This window comes from Novosphingobium sp., from assembly GCF_027531025.1.
Classification (GTDB): Bacteria; Pseudomonadota; Alphaproteobacteria; order Sphingomonadales; family Sphingomonadaceae; genus Novosphingobium.
In genome coordinates this window covers 229888-248308 of the sequence record NZ_JAPZQX010000003.1, presented here as the reverse complement: position 1 = coordinate 248308, position 18421 = coordinate 229888, and the positions used below count along the sequence as shown (strand labels likewise).

Below are 18421 nucleotides of genomic sequence, written 5' to 3'. Positions count from 1 at the left end.
GGTGGGGTGCAATCCTTACGCGTATACGTGTGCGCGAGGGTGGGGAGCGACCGGGGGCAACGTCAAGAGGGCGAAAGGGGCGTACGCCGCCACGCCAGCCAGAAGCCCAGCCCCAGCGCCACGTCGATCCCGGCGAAGAAGGCAACCGGCGGCGGCACCGGATAGCCCTGTGCGAAGAGCGCCAGTGCCGGAACGCCGAACACCAGCTTCTCCGCAACGGCGGGCAGCATCAGCGCACGGTACTTCAGCGGATCGCTGCCGATGATCCAGAACACCGCCTGGAACACCAGGGCCAGGCCGATGAAGCCCAGCAGCGTTTCCCCACCCACAGGCGGCAGCGGGGTGAGATAAAGCGGCAGCAGCACGATCACGCCATAGATCGCGGCCCAGCGAAACATCCGGCGCGGAAACAGCAAGTCTGGCATGGTCCCTTCCCCCACAGGCTTGGTAATGTCATAGCCCCGCCCATGTCGGCAAACCACCCCCTCCTGCAACCGGCGCTGGACCTCTTCGCCGCAGGCCGCACTGCCGAGGGGATCGCCGCCGTTGCCCGGCTGGCCGAGGACGGTCTGGCGCCTGCGGTGCGGTTGCAGGGCGAGATCGTGTGGAACGGCCTTGGTGGAAGCCCCGATCCGGTCGCGGCCCGGCACCTGTTCGAGCGCGCCGCCGCGCTGGGCGATGCGCAGGCGGCAATCTATGCCACCAACTTGCTCGCCAGCGGCATCGCCGGGCCGCGCGACTGGACCGGCGCGATCGCCAGGCTACGCGCCCAGGCGGCGGCCGACCCGGCGCGCACCGCAGTACTGGATCTGGTCGAGGCCATGGCGCTGGACGATGTCGGCTATCCCACCGTCCTGGCGCAACCCGAGCCGGTCAGTGAGACACCGCGGATCCGCATCTATCGCCAGTTCTTCAGCGAAGCCGAGTGCGATCACGCGCTACAGGTTGCGCAAGGACGGTATCAACCGTCGATGGTATACAATGCCGCACGGCAACTGGTGCGCGATCCGATCCGCACTTCGGACGGTGCCACGCTGAACTGGCTGACCGAGGATCCGGCGATCCACGCCCTGTTGCGCCGGATCGGACGCGCCACCGGTACCGACCCCGGCCAGGGCGAAGCCGCGCAGGTACTGCGCTATGCGCCGGGGCAGGAATACCGCCCGCACTATGACTACCTGCGCGGCACCGCCAACCAGCGGATCGTGACCGCGCTGGTCTGGCTGAACGAGGATTACGCGGGCGGCGAGACCGCCTTCATCCGCACCGACATCAAGCTGCGCGGACGCAAGGGCGATGCCGTGGTGTTCTGGAACGCGCTGGCCGACGGCCAGATCGACCCGCTGACCGAACACGCCGGGCTGCCGGTCTGGCAAGGCACCAAGCTGCTGTTCAATCGCTGGATCAGGGCCGCCCGCTGGCAACCCTGATCGACCCGTCCCTATTGCTGGCCAAAGTCGGGCGGGACCATGCAGCGGCCCTGATCGTACTGGCCAACGCTGCGGATGATCTCGTCCTTGTTCGGTTCGATCCGGCGACCGGAAAGCTGGCTGTCGATCACCCGCCGCAGCAAGGCATCGAGCCGGGTGACAAGGTAGCAATCGATCGCCGGCGGGGCGTGCGGATTGCCGATCCCGCTATCGTCGGTCAGGAAGGTGTAGCGCGACTGGGTGGCCGCAGCCATGGCCCGCATCGCGTACTCGGCCTTGTCCGCCACGCCCGATGCCGCAACCGGAACGATATGCACCCGCGCATGGCGCAGGTGCTCAGCCGCGCGCCAGGTCAGGCCGAACTTGTCGTCATGCGGCGGGGCATCGGCCACCAGCAGCATGGTCTTGACCGCATCGGGCCGCCAGTCGAGCCGGGCGACGCGGACCAGCGCCTGGTCCATCGCTTCGGGATAGTCACCCCCGCCCCCCGCAAAGCGCTGCCGCAGTTCGGCCTGCGCGGCATCGATATCGCGGCTGAGCGGCACCGTCGCGGTGACATAGTCATCACCCACGTCGCGGTAGAAAACGAAGCCGACCCGCAGGTCCAGCCCCGGATGGCGCGCGCGGATCGCGCCAACAATCGCGCCGAGTTCGGCCTGTAGATAGCGGATCTCGTCGCCCATCGAACCGGTCGTGTCGATGGTCAGCACCAGGTCGAGCTTCTCGGCGGTGCGGGCGGCCTGACCCAGGGTGAAATCGACCCGCTGGCCGCCCCGGCTGCGCGCAATGGACACGCGCCGTTCTTCCTCGCGCCCGGCGCGGACCCGCACTTCGCGCCCCAATCGGTCAAGATCGGGGAAGAACACCGCCGTGCCATCGGCCGTGGTGCGCAGCGTCAGCTGGCCACCATCGGCGCAGGTCACCACCACCGGCGCGAAGGGCACCGGGCGGCCGGCGCTGTCCTTCACGGTAACGGTCAGCACCCGCTCGGTATCGAGCCGAGGCAAGTCAGGGATGGCCTGGCCCAGGTTCGAGCGGCGAACATAATCGGCGTAGAGTTCGGGATTGAGCAGATCGTCATGCTCACCCGCCGTCAGCAGGCCCGATTGCGGGCGCGGCTGGGGACGCGGCGGATAGGGCGGATAAGGCGGCATGATCCGCGTGGTACCATCGGTGGTTCGGCTGGCCTCGGAGGTGACGGGCCGGGCCTCCGCCGGGGCAGCACCGTCCGTCGGAACCGGCAGGGCGACCGAGAATGCGTCGCTGGCGGGAGCGGGTGGTGCCGGTGGCGGGGGCGCCGGGACGGCTATCGGGGCTGCCGCCACGCGAACCGGGCGCCCGCCCTTGCCCATCGGCTCGGGCCGGGGACGCTGCTGGCCCTCGAACGTCTCGACGCCGAGCAGCGGCAGCGGGTCGGGGCTCCGGCAGAGCCCCTGCGGCCCTGCTCGCGACGCGGCTTCGGGCGCGGCGACCGCTACCGGCCCTTGCGCCAGCATGGCCACGATCGCGAGTGCTGAGAGACCCTTGTGCATCCGGCGTTCCATGCGGTTCCTCCATCCCGGCCGATCCTGTGGCCGCGATGAAGCGTGCGCCGCTATCGCTGAACGGTGGATTAGCGAAGCCGACCGCCCCCGTTCAGGCTTTCAGGCGCGGCTGACACGCCCCCCGGCGTGGCGCACCAGCGCTCCGGCCAGTTCCAGTTCCAGCAAGGCCAGTTGCACCGCCCCGGCGCTGGCCCCGCTCTGCCGGACCAGTTCATCGACCGCGACCGGTGCCGTGGTCAGCAGGCCGGCAATGTCGGCGGGATCCTGATCGAGGTCCTCTGCCCCGCCCCAGCCCGCGGCCACTTCGCGCAAATGGTGGCGCGGCTGGCCATCGAACCCGGTCAACGCCTCGATCACGTCGGCCGCCGATTGCACCAGCGTTGCCCCGTCGCGGATCAGCTGGTTGCAACCCTGCGACCGGCTATCGAGCGGGGAGCCGGGCACGGCCAGCACATCGCGCCCGGCCTCCGCCGCCAGCCGGGCAGTGATCAGCGAACCCGATTTCGGCGCCGCTTCCACCACCAGCGTCGCCGTGGCCAGCCCGGCGATGATCCGGTTGCGCGAGGGGAAATGGCGCGCCAGCGGCTCGGTCCCCGGTGGCTGTTCGGCGAGCAACAGGCATTGCGTGGCGATAGCTTCCTGCAGTTCGGCATGTTCGGGGGGATAGGAAACGTCGATCCCGCTGGCGATCACCCCGATGGTGCCACCCATCAAGCTGGCCTGGTGCGCCGCCCCGTCAATCCCGCGCGCGAGGCCCGAGACAACGACATAGCCGGCCTCGGCCAGATCGCCCGCGAACATCCGCGCCAGCTTGACTGCCGCCGCCGAGGCATTGCGCGCCCCGACGATGGCGACGCAGGGCCGCGCCGCCAGCGCCGCGTCGCCGCGCAGGGTCAGGATCGGCGGGGCGCTTTCCAGTTCGGCCAGCAGGGCGGGATAATCCGCCGAATCGTGGAACAGGTACCGCGCCCCCGCCGCCCGGACCGCCTGGATTTCCTGGGCCACGCGGCCCTCGTCCGCAACGCGATAACCGCTGCCGCCCCGCCCGGCGAGATCGGGCAGTGCCGCCAGTGCATCGGCGGCCGTGCCGAACCGGCGCAGCAACTGGCGGTAGGAAACCGGCCCGACATTAGGGGATCGGAGCAGGCGGATGCGCGCAAAGGCTTCCTCCTGCGAGAGCGCGGTCATGCCTTGCTGCCAACCTTCGGCTCGGTTCCGGCCAGCAAGCGCTGGATATTGGCGCGGTGGAGCACCAGCACCAGCACGGCGATGGCCGCCAGCACCGGCACATAGTCGGCATGGCCGAGCCACCAGGCGGCAATCGGCGCAACCACTGCGGCGGTCATCCCGGCCAGCGAGGAAATGCGGGTGATCGCCAGCAGCCCCAGCCAGGTGACGGCATAGGCCAGGCCAATCGGCCAGGCGAGCGCCAGCGAAACGCCCATCATCGAGGCCACGCCCTTGCCGCCCTTGAACTTCAGCCAGACCGGGAAGCAATGGCCCAGGATCGCCCCCAGCGCGGCCAGCGCCTCATGCCCCGGCCAGAAATGCCGGGCGATCAGCACGGCGGCCAGCGCCTTGGCCAGATCGAGCAGCAGGGTGGCCGCGGCAATGCCCTTGCGCCCGGTGCGCAGCACGTTGGTGGCGCCGATATTGCCCGAACCGATGGAACGCAGGTCCCCCGCGCCGGACAGGCTGGTCAGGATCAGGCCAAAGGGGATCGAGCCAAGGGCGTAGCCCAGTGCAAGCGAATAGAAGCTGTCCATCGGCATTGGTCCCTTCCTTTTTCCATCCCCTCGTAGCTACAAGGGGCCCGCACCGGCAAGTCCGGCCCGGGGGAATATGTCCGAAATCGATCCTGCTGCACCCTTGCTCCTGTTCGATTCGGGCGTCGGCGGGCTGTCCGTGCTGGCCGAGGTGCGCCAACTCCTGCCCGCAGCACCGGTAATCTATGCGGCGGACAATGGCGGCCTGCCCTATGGCCCCAAGACCGAGGCGGAAGTCGCCGCGCGGGTCTGCGGCCTGCTCGGCCGGATGGCCGAACGCTATCGCCCGCGGCTGATCTGCATCGCCTGCAACACCGCTTCGACCATTGCGCTGGGCATGGTGCGTGACGTGCTGGAAATCCCGATTGTCGGCACGGTCCCGGCGATCAAGCCTGCCGCGGAACAGACCCGCAGCGGCACGATCGGCCTGCTCGGCACCGCAGCCACGATCCGGCAGCCCTATGTCGACCGGCTGGAAGCCGAATTTGCCCAGGGCAAGCGTCTGCTCCGCGCCGCCGCGCCCGAACTGGTCGCCGCGGCCGAGGCCAAGCTGCGCGGACAGACGGTCGATCCGGCGGTCTATGCCCGCGCCGCCGCCTCGCTGCGCGACCAGCCCGGCGGCGATGCCATCGACACGGTGGTGCTGGCCTGCACCCACTTTCCCCTGCTGGAGCCGGAACTGGCCGAGGCCTTCGGACCGGGCGTCGGCTTCGTCCATGGCGCGGGGGGGATCGCGCGACGGATTGCCCGGCTGCTCGATGGCCAGCCGCTGCACCGCGCCACGCCCGATGCCGCGCTGTTCACCCGCGCCGACCCCGGACTTGCGGAACTGGCCGGAACGCTGGCAAGTTATGGCCTGCACAGGATCGAGGAACTCTGATGCGTCGCAAGCTGAACCTGACGCTGCTGGCGCTGATCGTGCTGATCGGCGCACCCTATTACTGGCTGATGCTGGACAACCGACCCGGCCAGGCCCAGCCCAAGCCGGTGACCATCACGCAATTGCGCGAACTTGCCCAGAGCATGCCCGGACCTGCTCCCAGCGCGGCGGAGGTGGAACTGGTGGCCTATCGCGAACTGCCCGGCAACCTGTTTGCCGCCGGGTCGGGTATGCGCAACGCGTTGATTGGCATCATGGCCTGGCGGCTGCCGGTACCGGATGGCCGGGCCATCATGATCGATGGCGGGATCACTGCCCGGGATGCGCGCGAGATCGAGGTCGACCGGTTCTTCCGCGATCGCCAGGACCTGGTTCGGGCAGCCTTGCGCAACGCCGGGATCGTGCTGGCCACCCACGAACATGTCGATCACCAGGGCGGAATCGTTCAGGCTGGCGGCGATGTCGTCAGAAAGCGGGCCTGGTTCAATCCGGGTCAGTTGCCGCCCAGCCCCTATGCCACGCAGCTGCGCTGGGGCAGCCAGCCCGTACCAACGCCGCGTATCCGGCCCGGTCCGCCCCAGGCAGTCGCGCCTGGTGTCGTGGTAGTCCCGGCGCCCAGCCACACCCCCGGTTCGCAGATGGTCTTCGTCCGGCTCGGCAATGGCCGAGAGTTCCTGTTCACCGGCGATATCGCCACGCTGCAGACCAGCTGGCAGGACCTGCGCGCCCGCGCCCGGCTGGTGGGCGACATCATCGCGCCTGAGAACCGGGCCGAGGTCCATGCCTGGCTAAAGACGATCAAGGCGCTCAAGGCGCAGGCGCCGGGCCTGGTGGTGATCCCGGGGCACGACTGGCGCACCATCGTCAGCGATCCGGAAATCGTTTCGTCGATCCGTATCGGTTTTGGACAACAACCCACTGGCTAAGCCCGGCCGCATTCGCTAGAGCGCGCGGCGAGGCAAGAAGCGGAACCCCGCGTGAACTACGACCAGATTTTCGACGAGGCGATCAAGCGGCTCCACTCCGAGGGGCGCTATCGGGTGTTCATCGACATCCTGCGCAACAAGGGCGCCTATCCCAACGCGCGCTGCTTTGCCGGGCACAATGGCCCCAAGCCGATCACGGTGTGGTGCTCCAACGATTACCTCGCGATGGGCCAGCACCCCAAGGTGATCGCCGCCATGGAAGAGGCGCTGCACGATGTCGGCGCCGGTTCGGGCGGTACCCGCAATATCGGCGGCAACACCCATTATCATATCCAGCTGGAGCGTGAACTGGCCGACCTGCACGGCAAGGAATCCGCACTGCTGTTCACGTCGGGCTATGTCTCGAACGATGCCACGCTCTCCACCCTGGCCAAGGTGCTGCCGGGCTGCGTGATTTTCTCGGACGAGCTCAACCACGCCAGCATGATCGCCGGGATCCGCAATTCCGGCGCGCCGAAGAAGGTGTTCCGTCATAACGACGTGGCCCATCTCGAGGAACTGCTGGCCGAAACCGATCCCGCCCTGCCCAAGCTGATCGCCTTCGAATCGGTCTATTCGATGGACGGCGATGTCGCCCCGATCCACGCGATCTGCGACCTGGCCGACAAGTACAACGCGATCACCTATATCGACGAGGTCCACGCCGTCGGCATGTATGGCGCTCGCGGTGGCGGCATTTCCGAGCGCGACGAAGCCGCGCAGCGCATCACCATCATCGAGGGCACGCTGGGCAAGGCGTTCGGCGTGATGGGCGGCTATATCGCGGCCGATGCCAAGATCATCGACGTGATCCGGTCCTATGCCCCCGGCTTCATCTTCACCACCTCGCTTTCGCCGGTGCTGGTTGCCGGGGTGCTGGCAGCGGTGCGGCATCTCAAGGAAAGCTCAGTCGAGCGCGAGGGCCAGCAGGCCGCCGCCGCTTTCCTGAAGCAGTCCTTTGCCGAAGCCGGCCTGCCCGTGATGCCCAGCACCACGCACATCGTGCCGCTGATGGTCGGCGATCCCGTCCGCGCCAAGCAGATCAGCGATATCCTGCTGGCCGAATATGGCGTCTACGTGCAGCCGATCAATTTCCCGACCGTCCCGCGCGGGACCGAGCGGCTCCGCTTCACCCCCGGCCCGGCACATTCCGAGCCGATGATGCGTGAACTGACCGCCGCGCTGGTGGAAATCTGGGAACGGCTGGAACTGAAGCTCGCGGCCTGAGGCCCCATGACAGCAAAAAGGCGGGACACCCTAGGGTGCCCCGCCTTTTTTGTGCCTGACAGCTTGTAGCAGCGATCAGCGCAGGCTGACCACGTTGTCGCTCTGGCGCGGGTCGCTGCGGTCGCCGCGATAGAGGCTGGCCATCGGTTCGTCGCTGGCTTCGATCACGGTGGCGCTGCCAAAGCCGTTGAACGCGGTCTTCATCGCCGCGCCGTAGGCCCCCAGCATGCCGACCTCGATATAGTCGCCCGCCTTGATGCCCGCCGGGAGCATGAAGGGGCCTTCCATGAAGTCGGCATCGTCGCAGGTCGGGCCATAGAACGAGAAGCCTTCCTCGCCCTCGCCGCGCCCTTCGCTCAGGCAGCGAACCGGGAAGCGCCAGCCAACATGCGCCGCATCATAGAGCGCGCCATAGGCCCCGTCGTTGATGTACAGCTCGTCCCCGCGGCGCTTTTCCACGCGCACGATCATCGAATTGTACTCGGCGCACAGCGCCCGGCCAGGCTCGCACCACAGCTCGGACGAATAGGACACCGGCAGCGATTCGAACGCACGGTGGATCACGCCGAAATAATCTTCCAGCGGAGGCGGTTCCATGCCCGGATAGACCGAAGGGAAGCCCCCGCCGACATCGACGATATCGACCGTGACCGAGGCATCGACAATCGCCGCGCGGACCCGCTCCATCGCCTGGACATAGGCGAAGGGCGTCATCGCCTGGCTACCGACGTGGAAGCAGATGCCCAGGGCATCGGCCACCTGACGGGTCGCCTGAAGCAGCGGAGCGGCATCGGCCAGATCGACGCCGAACTTGGCGGCCAGGCTCAGTTCCGAATAGTCGGACGAGACGCGCAGCCGCACGCAGAGCGACAGGTCGGTGGCCGGATTGCCCGCCTCATCGGCAGTGGCGGCCACGATCTTTTCCAGTTCTTCCTGGGTATCCAGGCTGAACACGCGCACGCCATGCACCTTGTAGGCTTCGGCAATCGCGCTGCGGGTCTTCACCGGGTGCATGAAGCACAGCACGGCTTCGGGCAGCGTGGCGCGCACCTGCCGGACCTCGGCGATCGAGGCGACGTCGTAATGGGTCACGCCGGCGTCCCACAAGACCTTGAGCAGGTCCGGCGAAGGATTGGCCTTCACCGCATAGAGCGACTGGCCCGGGAACTTCTCGGTAAAGAAGCGGGCAGCGCGCGCGGCGGCGTGCGGACGGTTGAGAATGACCGGTTCGTCGGGCGCGAGCGCGCGAACTACGGACAGAGCGTCAGGATACTGGTGCAACTCAAGGGACCCCCAATAGGCCTTGCGGCCAGGTAACACGAAAGACGAGGCTGCCTTGCGGTTATTGGAAGTCCCCTTGGGGCAGCGGGGGCGGGCTATAAAGATTCGCGTCTTAACTGCAAGTGAAAATCACCCCCACAGCCCCCGCGATCCACACCCGTTTCACCCCCGCATCAGGTGCTCGGCAATGGCGCGATAGGCGGGCAGCGAAGTGGGGTCGAAGGCGGAGTTCGCGGCGACCGGATGCGAGCCGAACCGAGCGATCACCAGCTCGGCCACGGGGTCGACATAGATAGCCTGGCCGTGGATCCCGCGCGCCGAAAATGCACCATGATTTCCGGGCATTATCCACCATTGGTGCTTGTAGGAACCGCCTGGCAGCCACTGGTATCCGGCCGGTGCAAACTCTGCCGCAGAGCCGCCGGCCTTGACCGTCGCGACCACTTCGCGGGCAATCGCCTGGCCGCCGTTGCCATGGCCATCGCAGCGCATCGCTTCGCCAAACCGGGCCATGTCGCGCAGCACGGGATTAAGCCCACCCCCGGCGAAGGGCATGCCGGTCGAATCGATCAGGAAATCGGCATCCTGTTCCATGCCCAGCGGGGTCCAGATTCGCTCGGCCAGCACCCGGTCGATTCGCTTGCCTTCGGTCCGGGCGACGATCCAGCCCAGCACCTCGGTATTGCAGGTGCGATAAGTGAAGCGCTCGCCATGCTCGCCATTCTTCCGGATCGTGGGCAGGAAGGCATAGACATCGGTCGCGCCTGCATAGCCGGGCGCGCGCGGGGTCAGGCCCAGGGCATTGCTCATCGCGCCGATGCCGGAACTGGGGTCGGTATATTCCTCGCTGAAATCGAGCGCGGTGGTCATGTCCATGACCTGGGCCAGGGTCGCATCGCCAAAGCCGCTGCGTGCCAGCTCCGGGATCAGGTCACCAACCGGTGCGGCTGGATCGAGCCGCCCTTCCTGGACCAGCATTTCGGCGAGCGTGCCGACGAAGCTCTTCGTCACTGAAAAGGCGATGTGCGGCGTGTCGCGCCGGGTAACGCCCAGGTAGCGTTCGTAAACGATCGTGCCCCGGTGCAGCACCAGCACGGCATCGGTGAAATTGACGGACAGCGCCTGTTCCCAGGTCAGTTCGCGCCCATCGTCCATCGCATTGAACCGCACCGCGTCCAGATCGTCGCGCAGCGCCACCGGCAGGTCCCAGACCGCCCCCTGCCCCCGGCTGACGCGCGCCGTCGGCAGGAATTCGCGCATGTGCGAATAGGCATAGCGGTGGGTCGGAAACCGCATGTGATCCGCGCGGCCCCAGGCCAGCCGCTTATCCGGCGGCGGCGGCAAGCCCTCCATCCAGCCCATGACGGTAGGATCGGAGGTGTGGGCATCGAGGATCTTGTCGGGCATCGTTCTCTCCGGCGTAGTTATGCCGGAGACTGTGCCTCAGGAAAGCCGGTCGCGGAAGTCCTCGTAACCGAACCGCTTGATGCATTCGAGGCTGTCGGTCTCGCTGTCCCACAGCCAGATCGACGGCAAAGGCACCCCGTTGAAGGTGGTGGTCTTGACCATCGAGTAATGCGCCTGGTCGAGGAAGGCGAAGCGCTGGCCCACGGCCGGGCCGCTGGGGAAGCGATAGTCGCCGATCACGTCGCCCGCGAGGCAGCTCGGCCCGCCCAGCCGTACCGCGCCGCCCGCGCCCTCGTCGACCTCGGTATCGACCTGCGGCAGTTCGCCCAGCATGGCCGGGCGATAGGGGGCTTCGATCACGTCAGGCATGTGGCAGGTCGCGGAGATGTCGACGATGGCCACCGGCATCCCGTTCTCGCCTAGGTCGAGCACGGTGCCGACCAGGATCCCGGCATCGAGTGCCACGGCCTCGCCCGGCTCGAGATAGACCTCGGCCCCGGTATCGTCCTTCAGGTCCTGCAGGAATTCGACCAGTTCGTCGCGCTGGTAATCGGCGCGGGTGATGTGGTGCCCGCCGCCCAGGTTGATCCACTTGATCTCGCCAAAATAGGGCTCGAGGTAATCGAAGGCCACGTCCCAGGTGCGCTTCAAGGGCTCCAGATCCTGCTCGCACAGGGTGTGCATGTGGATCCCGTCGACCAGCGCCATGTGCTCCGCGGTCAGCTGGTCGATCGGAAAGCCCAGCCGCGAATGGGGCGCGCAGGGGTCATAGCGCGGCACTTCGCCTTCGGGATGCAAGGGATTGATCCGCAGGCCGATGTCGAAGCTTTCGCCCCGCGCCCGGGCCGCCTCGATGATCGCCGAGCAGCGGATGATCTGCTGCGGGGAATTGAAGATCACGTGGTCCGACAGGCGCAGGATCTCGTCGAGGTCCTCCGGCTTGTAGGCCGCGCAATAGGTCGCGATCTCGCCATCGTAGAATTCGCTGGCGAGCCGCGCTTCCCACAGGCCCGAAGTGCAGACGCCATCGAGGTACTCGCCCACGATCGGCGCGACCGACCACATCGAGAAGGCCTTGAGCGCGGCCAGCACCTTGACCCCGGCCCGGTCGCGGACATCTGCCAGGATCGACAGGTTCTGCCTGAGCCGCGCCGCATCGACCACGAAGGCGGGGCTATCGACACGCGAGAGGTCAAAGTGGGCAAAGGCTCCGGGATCGCCGGCTCTGGTTTCCATGGGTCAGGTTCCTGCCATCCATTCGCCAATCAGCGCGGCGAAGCGTTCGGGCGCCGTTTCCGGCAGCATATGATCGGCCTCTGCCACGATCAGCGGTTCGGTTCCACCTGTTGCTCGGGCCAGCCCGCGCGAGGGGACTTCGAACACCGGCCTCGTCCGGCTGCCCATCGCCACGGTCAGCGGCACCTGCAGTGCGGCGATCTCGCTGGCGCTGACCGGCGTGGGAGGTTGGCCCCCGCCCATCAGCAGCGGCATCATCGCCTCGCTTTGCAGGTAGAGCGCGCGGCGCTCTGGCGAGAGGCTGGCAAAGCAGCCCGGTCCGCCCGAGGCATCGAACAGCAGCGCAACCGCCGCCGCATTGTCGCCGCTCATCACCGCACCGGCGATCGGGCCGAATGCTACCCCTGCATCGGCCCCGAAGCGCTCCAGTTCGGCATCGTCCTCGACCCAGCTGGGCAAGCCCGGTTCATAGACCAGCAGCGCGGCGAACAGTTCTGGCCGCCGCAGCGCTGCGAGCAGCGCGGGGAGGACCGAGAAAGACCAGGCGACCAGCCTTACCGGTTCGCCCTGGGCGGCGGCGGCAGCGATGATCTCTGCCGCGTGGAGCTCGGACCCGAACCCGCTGCCATCATCCGGCCAGGGCGCATCGCCAAAGTAGGTCAGCGTCGGCGCCACGGCCTGCGTACCGGCCGGGAGACGATCGATCACCGGTTGCCACAGCCGCCCGTCACCCGGCGCGCCGTGCAGCAACAGCAGCGGAGCCATCGTCAGAACTCCAGCGGCCCGGCCAGTTCCTTGACCTGCCAGGGCAGCCCCTGGGTGTTGAGCATGTCCATGAACGGATCGGGGTCCAACTGCTCCATGTTGAACACGCCTTCGCCGCGCCAGGCGCCAGTCAGCATCATCGCCGCGCCGATCATTGCGGGCACGCCGGTGGTATAGCTGATCGCCTGGTTGCCGGTTTCGTGGAATGCGTCCTCGTGGTCGCAGATGTTGTAGATGTAATAGGTCTTCTCGCCCGAGCCATCGAGCGCCATGCCGGTGGCGATATCGCCGATGTTGGTCTTGCCCTTGGTGGTCGGCCCCAGCGTTTCCGGCTTGGGCAGCACGGCAGCGAGGAACTGCAGCGGGACGATGTCCTTGCCCTGGTAATTGATCGGCTCGATCCCGGTCATACCGACGTTCTGCAAAACGGTCAGGTGGTTGATATAGGCATCGCCAAAGGTCATCCAGAACCGGCCGCGCTCCAGCTCGGGCAGGAACTTCGCCAGGCTTTCCAGCTCTTCGTGGTACATCAGGTACATGTTCTTGGGGCCGACGCCCTCGAACTCGAAGTTCTGGCGGATGGTCATGGCCGGGGTTTCCACCCACTCGCCATTGGCCCAATGCCGCGCCGGGGCGGTCACTTCGCGGATGTTGATTTCCGGGTTGAAATTGGTGGCGAAGGCCTGGCCATGATCGCCGCCATTGCAATCGAGGATGTCGAGCGTGCGGATCGTCTTGAGCTTGTGCTTCTTCAGCCACATCGCGAAAACGCTGGTCACGCCCGGATCGAAGCCCGAACCCAGCAGCGCCATCAGGCCCTTTTCCTTGAACCTGTCCTGATAGGCCCACTGCCAGCTGTATTCGAACTTGGCCTCGTCCTTGGGCTCGTAGTTCGCGGTGTCGAGGTAATCGACCCCGGCGGCAAGGCAGGCGTCCATGATCGGCAGGTCCTGGTACGGCAGCGCCAGATTGACGACCAGCTTCGGCCCGATCTGCTGGATCAGGCGGGTCAGCGCGGGGACTTCCTCGGCGTCGATCTCATAGGTGTGGACTGTCTCGCCGGTGCGTTCCTTGACCGAGGCGGCGATCGCATCGCACTTGGCCTTGGTCCGGCTGGCGAGGTGAATCTCGCTGAAAATCGACGCATTCATTGCCATCTTGTGGACGCAGACCGAGCTGACGCCGCCCGCACCAATCACCAGAACCTTGCTCACTTCCAACACTCCTTTGCGTGGCGCGAAGGCGCGCATATAGGCTGGTTTCATGACGACACAACCGATGCGTACTCCGACTGCCGATGGCGTGGCTCGCGCCGCCGCCAAGATCGCCGAACTGTTGCCGCAGACACCACTGCTGGAGGCCGAGGTCAACGGGGCAAAAGTCTGGTGCAAGGCCGAAAGCCTGCAACCGATCGGCGCCTTCAAGATCCGCGGCGCCTGGCACCGGCTGAGCGACCTGTCGGCCGAGGAACGCGCCCGCGGCGTGGTGGGCGTGTCCAGCGGCAACCACGCGCAAGGGGTGGCCTGGGCCGCGCAGCGGCTGGGGATCGACGCGACTATCGTCATGCCGGTCGATGCCCCGCAGGTGAAGCTTGAGGCCACCCGGGCGATGGGCGCCAATGTCGTGCTTTACGATCGGCCCGGCGGGGAAGACCGCGATGCCGTGGCCCAGCGGCTGATCGACCAGAGCGGAGCCACGCTGGTCCACGCCTATGGCGATCCCTGGGTAATCGAGGGCCAGGGTTCGGCGGGGATCGAGATCGCCGCGCAAATGGCGGCGCGCGGGCTGGAGGGACCCAGCCGGATCGTGGTGTGCTGCGGTGGCGGCGGGCTGGCGGCGGGGCTGGCGCTGGCCTGCCCCGAGGCCGAGATCGTGCCGGTCGAACCGGAAGGGTGGGACGATGTCGCCCACAGCCTCGCCAGCGGCGAAATCCAGCGCGTTGCTCCCGATGCGCCGCCTACGGCCTGCGACGCGCTGCAGACCCCCGCCACCTGGCCGATCAACTTCGCGATCCTGAAAGAGCGCTGCACCTTTGGCCTGTCGGTCACCCCGGCCGAGGTGCGGGCGGCCCAGCGCTTTGCCTTTGCCAAGCTGCACCTGGTGCTGGAACCGGGCGGTGCGGCGGCGCTGGCGGCGGCGCTGGCCGGCAAGTTGGCGCTGGACGGGCGGACCGCGATCATGCTGACCGGCGGCAACACCGATCCCGAAAGCTTCGCTAGGGTGCTGTCCGGCCACGATTAGTTGCGTTTGACAATCGGTTGCCGCCGTAACACCCTGCACCCCTCGGGTCACACGAGACAAAGGGGGAGTTTATGCAGGCACAAGTCCTTGCACCGGCGGCCGTGCTGGTGCTGTGGTCGCTGGTGATGCTGTTCTGGACGGCGGGCACCCGGCTCGGCGCGATGAAGCAGGCCGGCGGCGGGCTCGGCAAAGCCAAGCCCGGCGGGCGCGGCCAGGATCTGGAGGGCGTGCTGCCCGACGAGGTCAACTGGAAGGCCCACAACTATGCTCACCTGATGGAACAGCCGACGCTGTTCTATGCGACAGTGGCGATCCTCGCGATCATGGGGCCGGTGGAACACGACGTGCTGTTCGCGTGGGCCTATGTCATGATCCGGATCGTCCATTCGGTCTGGCAGGCCACGGTAAACACCATCCCGGTACGCTTTACCCTGTTCCTGCTTTCGACGGCGTGCCTCATCATGCTGGCACTGCACGCTGCCAAACTGACGCTGCTGGCAGCCTGACGGGGGAGAAGAAGAAATGATCGGAATGGAAATCCTGAAGCCTGTCGCCGTGCTGGCAGGATGGACGCTGGTAATGTGGCTGTGGATGTATGCCACCCGCATCCCGGCGATCGGCAAGCTGCCGAAAAGCAACGAGCCGGGGGCTGACCAGGGCTGGACCGGGGCCAAGCTCGAAGCCCTGCTGGATCCCCGGATCCAGTGGAAGGCACACAATTACAACCACCTGCACGAGGCGCCGACGGTGTTCTATGCCGTCGCCCTTGCCCTGGCGCTGATCGGCCAGGGCGACGGCCTCAATGCGCAGCTCGCCTGGGCCTATGTCGGCCTGCGGATCGTCCATTCGATCTGGCAGTCGACGGTCAACAAGGTGGCGGTGCGCTTCCTGCTGTTCGCACTGTCGAGCTTCGCGCTGATGGCGCTGACCGTGCACCTGCTCCTGGCAGTGTTCCACGGCGGTTGACCAAACGGACGGCCCGGCACGCACCAGCGAGCCGGGCCGGTTCGCTCAGAACATCTTGCGGAATTCCAGTTCGACCAGGCGCCCGCGCGGATCGAGCAGGTCGGCCTGATAGCTGATCGGCACCGCGCCGGTCCGGTCGGTCACCTTCTGGCGCGAATCGAACAGGTTCTCGAACCGGAGCGAGACCTGCGATCCCTTGAAGAAGGGCGCCTTCTTGACCAGCCCCTGCTGCTGGCCCAGCGCCGCGAAGAAGCTGATGTTCATCCGCGTGACGCTGCCAAAGCGCAGGTCGCTCGCCCCCGGCAGACCATTGCCGAAAATCCGCGAAGGACCGGTCCAGGTGCCGTTGAAGAAAGTGCCGAACCCGCTCTTGAACAGGCCGCCGTTGAACTGGATCGAATGACGCGGCGAACCGGCGGACGAAAGAGAATCCCCGCCCAGCAGGTCCAGCACCGGGCCACCCGGCGCGATCAGCACGGTGTTGTCGAACTGGGCAGTGTGGAACAGGCCCAGGCTCCAGCGGCCGACGCCGCCGCCGCCCATCATACCCATCATGCTGCCACCGCCGCCGCCGCGGCCACCGCCGGCACCCGGCGGACGACCGCCGCCCGCACCCGGCGAGCGCGGCGGACCGCCCATCATGCCCATCATCCCGCCGCCAGCCGGCGCCTTGCCAAGCTGGCCGGACAGGTTGACCCCCCAGCGCAGGCGCGAGCTGCGCTGTTCGGCAAAGGTAACCGAACGATCGTCGATCGAGACCAGCCGCCCGGTGCCATCGCGCGTTACCCGGCCCGGGAACGCGGCTTCGATCGCCGGGGTCAGCAGCGGGAAGCCAGCGGTGACATCGTCCGACCGGTTGCGGAAGTATTCGACCAGCAGGCTGGAGTTCTGGAGGAACGGCAATTGCCAGGTCGCCCCGAACTTCAGGTCGCGCTGCTGTTCCTTGCGCAGCGCCGGATTGCCGCCGCTGATCACCGTGGCCAGCACCGTCTCGCCGCGGGTGAAATCGAAGACCGGCACGTTGAAGGTCACGGTCTGCGGATTGCCCAGATCGGATACGCCAGGCGCCGATTCATTGACCAGGTAGCTGGCCGACAGGCTCAACTTTTCGAGGCTCAAGGGCGACCAGGTCAGCCCCGCGCTCCAGTCGTTGACCGAGCCGAAATCCGAGAGGTGATCGTAACCGAGGCTGAAATTGAGCGCCAGGTCGCCCAGCCCCGCGCCAAAGTTCTCGCGGCGGCTGGTGATCGGGACGCCGACGTTGCCCCCGATGGTGAACCGGTCGCGCCGCAGGTTGACCTTGCCGACCAGGCTGCGCGTATCCGCGGTGTCGAACGAGAGATAGGTGAAGCCGGTCCGCACGGTGGTGGTCACCTCGCCGCCGGGCAGGCGCACCGGGCGGCCGATTAGCGTGACCAGGCTTTCAAGCCGATCCGAATTGGAAGTGGCCACGTCCTGGCCAGCCGCCGCTACGGCCGGCAGCGGCCCGGTGATCGGCAGGGTACCGGCAGCAGCCGCGCTGACCAGCGCGGCGGTATTGGCGCGACGGTCGATCACAGTGCGCACTTCGGTGTGGGTGCCGTCCAGCGTGGCGCTCAGCTGCCAGTCACCGAACCGGGTATTGAGCGATGCGCCGCCTTCGCCCGTCGTTGTGCGGCTGCGCCGTTCCAGCGGATCGGCCAGGCTGCGGATCGCGCGCGAGCTGTCGGGCGCGACCAGGGTCACCAAATCGAGGCCGGAATAACGGCGGCTGTCGACGCGCAGCAGGCTGGCATTGGCCCCGATCGAACCGCCCAGCCCGTCCTTGCCCAGCCCCTGCGACCAGGACAGATTCAGCGACAGGTCGCGCGAATCCGCCACCAGCGTGCGAAATGCGGCGGGGTTGGGATCGGTCGCCACGGTCGGGATCGTGCCCGGCGTCTGGATCACCCCGCGCTCAGCCTCGGTCAGCGGCGAGGTATCATCGATCTTGGCGGTAATGCTGAAACGCTGCGGCCCCTTGATCCGCAGCATGGTTCCCTCGACCTCATAGGTCTGAAACCCGCCGCGCGTCGGGAAAGCGGTTTCCGCCTCGATCGTCCGCGACGAGAAATTGTCTTTCAGGATCATGTTGACCACGCGGCTGTTCGGCGGAAAGCCGAAGCGCAGCGCCACTTCCTCAGGCAGGATCTCGATCCGGCGGATCGCTTCCTGCGGGAAGTTGCGCATTTCGCGGAAGTTGCCGATCCGCTGGCCGTTGATCAGCACCACCGGCGGGCCACCCGCGCCGCGCCCCCGGCCCGATCCGGTCTGCGGCGCCAGCTGGGTCAGCACGTCGGCCAGGGTAGTTGCCCCCAGCGCCTGGATATCCTTTTCATCGAGCACCGCGATCGGCGGCTGCGGCGCTTCCACCTGGCCGCGGATGCGTTCGGCCACCACCAGGATTTCCGAACCAGCCGGCTCGGCCACTTCCGGCCCGGTGTCAACCTGCCCCTCGGCCGGCGGCGCGGCGGCGCTGGCGGTATTCGCAGCTACTTCATCGCCGGCGAAAGCCGGGCTGGCCAGCAATGCCAAAGGCAGGGCCAGGGAGATGGAACGGCTTGGAATCTTGCGCATGTTCACTCCGGCAAAGCGGTCGAAAGCTGTCAGGCTCCCCTGCCCGGCGCCGCAAATGGCCATGCCCTTGCCCAAAGGCAACCCCTGCTTTGGTAACATTATGTCTATGTTCGACAAA

General features: G+C 67.0%; 17 protein-coding genes. 7 read left to right on the top strand and 10 right to left on the bottom strand.

Translation table 11 applies throughout. The annotated features are described in order from the left end of the window. Positions 1–62: 62 nt before the first annotated feature. On the bottom strand, positions 63–425 hold the full coding sequence (locus O9281_RS04235) for a hypothetical protein (RefSeq protein ID WP_298183192.1): 363 nt from the start codon (positions 423–425) through the stop codon (positions 63–65). Between the two features lie 42 nt (positions 426–467). Between O9281_RS04235 and O9281_RS04230 the strand changes: the two genes are divergently transcribed. Then, a complete protein-coding gene (locus O9281_RS04230; protein ID WP_298183189.1) occupies positions 468–1430 on the top strand; it encodes a 2OG-Fe(II) oxygenase in 963 nt (320 codons plus the stop codon). An 11-nt stretch (positions 1431–1441) separates the two neighbouring features. Here the strand turns inward: O9281_RS04230 and O9281_RS04225 are convergent, their stop codons facing one another. The 3 genes from O9281_RS04225 to plsY all read right to left on the bottom strand — a co-directional run bounded on the left by O9281_RS04225 (position 1442) and on the right by plsY (position 4740). Further along, positions 1442–2974 carry a VWA domain-containing protein gene (locus O9281_RS04225; RefSeq protein WP_298183186.1) on the bottom strand — a complete coding sequence of 511 codons (1533 nt, stop codon included), beginning with the start codon at positions 2972–2974 and terminating at the stop codon, positions 1442–1444. A gap of 99 nt (positions 2975–3073) precedes the next feature. Then, complete coding sequence (dprA, locus tag O9281_RS04220) at positions 3074–4162, bottom strand: DNA-processing protein DprA (RefSeq protein ID WP_298183183.1); 1089 nt, start codon at positions 4160–4162, stop codon at positions 3074–3076. Beyond that, positions 4159–4740, bottom strand: coding sequence for a glycerol-3-phosphate 1-O-acyltransferase PlsY (plsY, locus tag O9281_RS04215; protein ID WP_298183908.1), 582 nt, complete (start codon positions 4738–4740; stop codon positions 4159–4161). The genes dprA and plsY overlap by 4 nt, the downstream gene beginning before the upstream one ends. 76 nt (positions 4741–4816) lie before the next feature. On the opposite strand from plsY, the gene murI reads away from it, so the two are divergent. From murI to hemA, 3 genes are read left to right on the top strand one after another with little or no spacing between them, the layout of a single operon-like run. Then, a complete protein-coding gene (murI, locus tag O9281_RS04210; RefSeq protein WP_298183180.1) occupies positions 4817–5620 on the top strand; it encodes a glutamate racemase in 804 nt (267 codons plus the stop codon). After that, positions 5620–6546, top strand: coding sequence for an MBL fold metallo-hydrolase (locus O9281_RS04205; RefSeq protein WP_298183177.1), 927 nt, complete (start codon positions 5620–5622; stop codon positions 6544–6546). Before murI ends, O9281_RS04205 begins: the two co-directional genes overlap by 1 nt. Positions 6547–6597: 51 nt before the next feature. Continuing rightward, positions 6598–7812: a 5-aminolevulinate synthase gene (hemA, locus tag O9281_RS04200; protein WP_298183174.1), complete on the top strand. Its 1215-nt coding sequence runs from the start codon at positions 6598–6600 to the stop codon at positions 7810–7812. A 75-nt stretch (positions 7813–7887) separates the two neighbouring features. Here hemA and O9281_RS04195 read toward each other — a convergent pair whose 3' ends face one another. From O9281_RS04195 to O9281_RS04175, 5 genes are all read right to left on the bottom strand, one after another. Then, entirely contained in the window at positions 7888–9093 is a 1206-nt protein-coding gene (locus tag O9281_RS04195; RefSeq protein WP_298183171.1) for a type III PLP-dependent enzyme, read from the bottom strand. A gap of 162 nt (positions 9094–9255) precedes the next feature. Further along, positions 9256–10500: a serine hydrolase gene (locus tag O9281_RS04190; RefSeq protein ID WP_298183168.1), complete on the bottom strand. Its 1245-nt coding sequence runs from the start codon at positions 10498–10500 to the stop codon at positions 9256–9258. Between the two features lie 36 nt (positions 10501–10536). Beyond that, positions 10537–11736, bottom strand: a complete 1200-nt coding sequence (locus tag O9281_RS04185; protein WP_298183165.1) for a carboxynorspermidine decarboxylase — start codon at positions 11734–11736, stop codon at positions 10537–10539. A 3-nt stretch (positions 11737–11739) separates the two neighbouring features. Continuing rightward, positions 11740–12501 (bottom strand): alpha/beta hydrolase, encoded by a 762-nt coding sequence (locus tag O9281_RS04180; protein ID WP_298183162.1) that lies wholly within the window; start codon positions 12499–12501, stop codon positions 11740–11742. Between the two features lie 2 nt (positions 12502–12503). Beyond that, positions 12504–13715, bottom strand: coding sequence for a saccharopine dehydrogenase family protein (locus O9281_RS04175; RefSeq protein ID WP_298183159.1), 1212 nt, complete (start codon positions 13713–13715; stop codon positions 12504–12506). 49 nt (positions 13716–13764) lie between these two features. On the opposite strand from O9281_RS04175, the gene O9281_RS04170 reads away from it, so the two are divergent. The 3 genes from O9281_RS04170 (at position 13765) to O9281_RS04160 (ending at position 15708) form a co-directional block, all read left to right on the top strand. Further along, positions 13765–14742: a threonine/serine dehydratase gene (locus tag O9281_RS04170; protein WP_298183157.1), complete on the top strand. Its 978-nt coding sequence runs from the start codon at positions 13765–13767 to the stop codon at positions 14740–14742. 71 nt (positions 14743–14813) lie between these two features. Continuing rightward, on the top strand, positions 14814–15248 hold the full coding sequence (locus tag O9281_RS04165; RefSeq protein ID WP_298183154.1) for an MAPEG family protein: 435 nt from the start codon (positions 14814–14816) through the stop codon (positions 15246–15248). Between the two features lie 16 nt (positions 15249–15264). Further along, on the top strand, positions 15265–15708 hold the full coding sequence (locus O9281_RS04160) for an MAPEG family protein (RefSeq protein ID WP_298183151.1): 444 nt from the start codon (positions 15265–15267) through the stop codon (positions 15706–15708). A gap of 45 nt (positions 15709–15753) precedes the next feature. Here O9281_RS04160 and O9281_RS04155 read toward each other — a convergent pair whose 3' ends face one another. Next, positions 15754–18303 carry a TonB-dependent receptor gene (locus O9281_RS04155; protein ID WP_298183148.1) on the bottom strand — a complete coding sequence of 850 codons (2550 nt, stop codon included), beginning with the start codon at positions 18301–18303 and terminating at the stop codon, positions 15754–15756. Positions 18304–18421 lie beyond the last annotated feature (118 nt).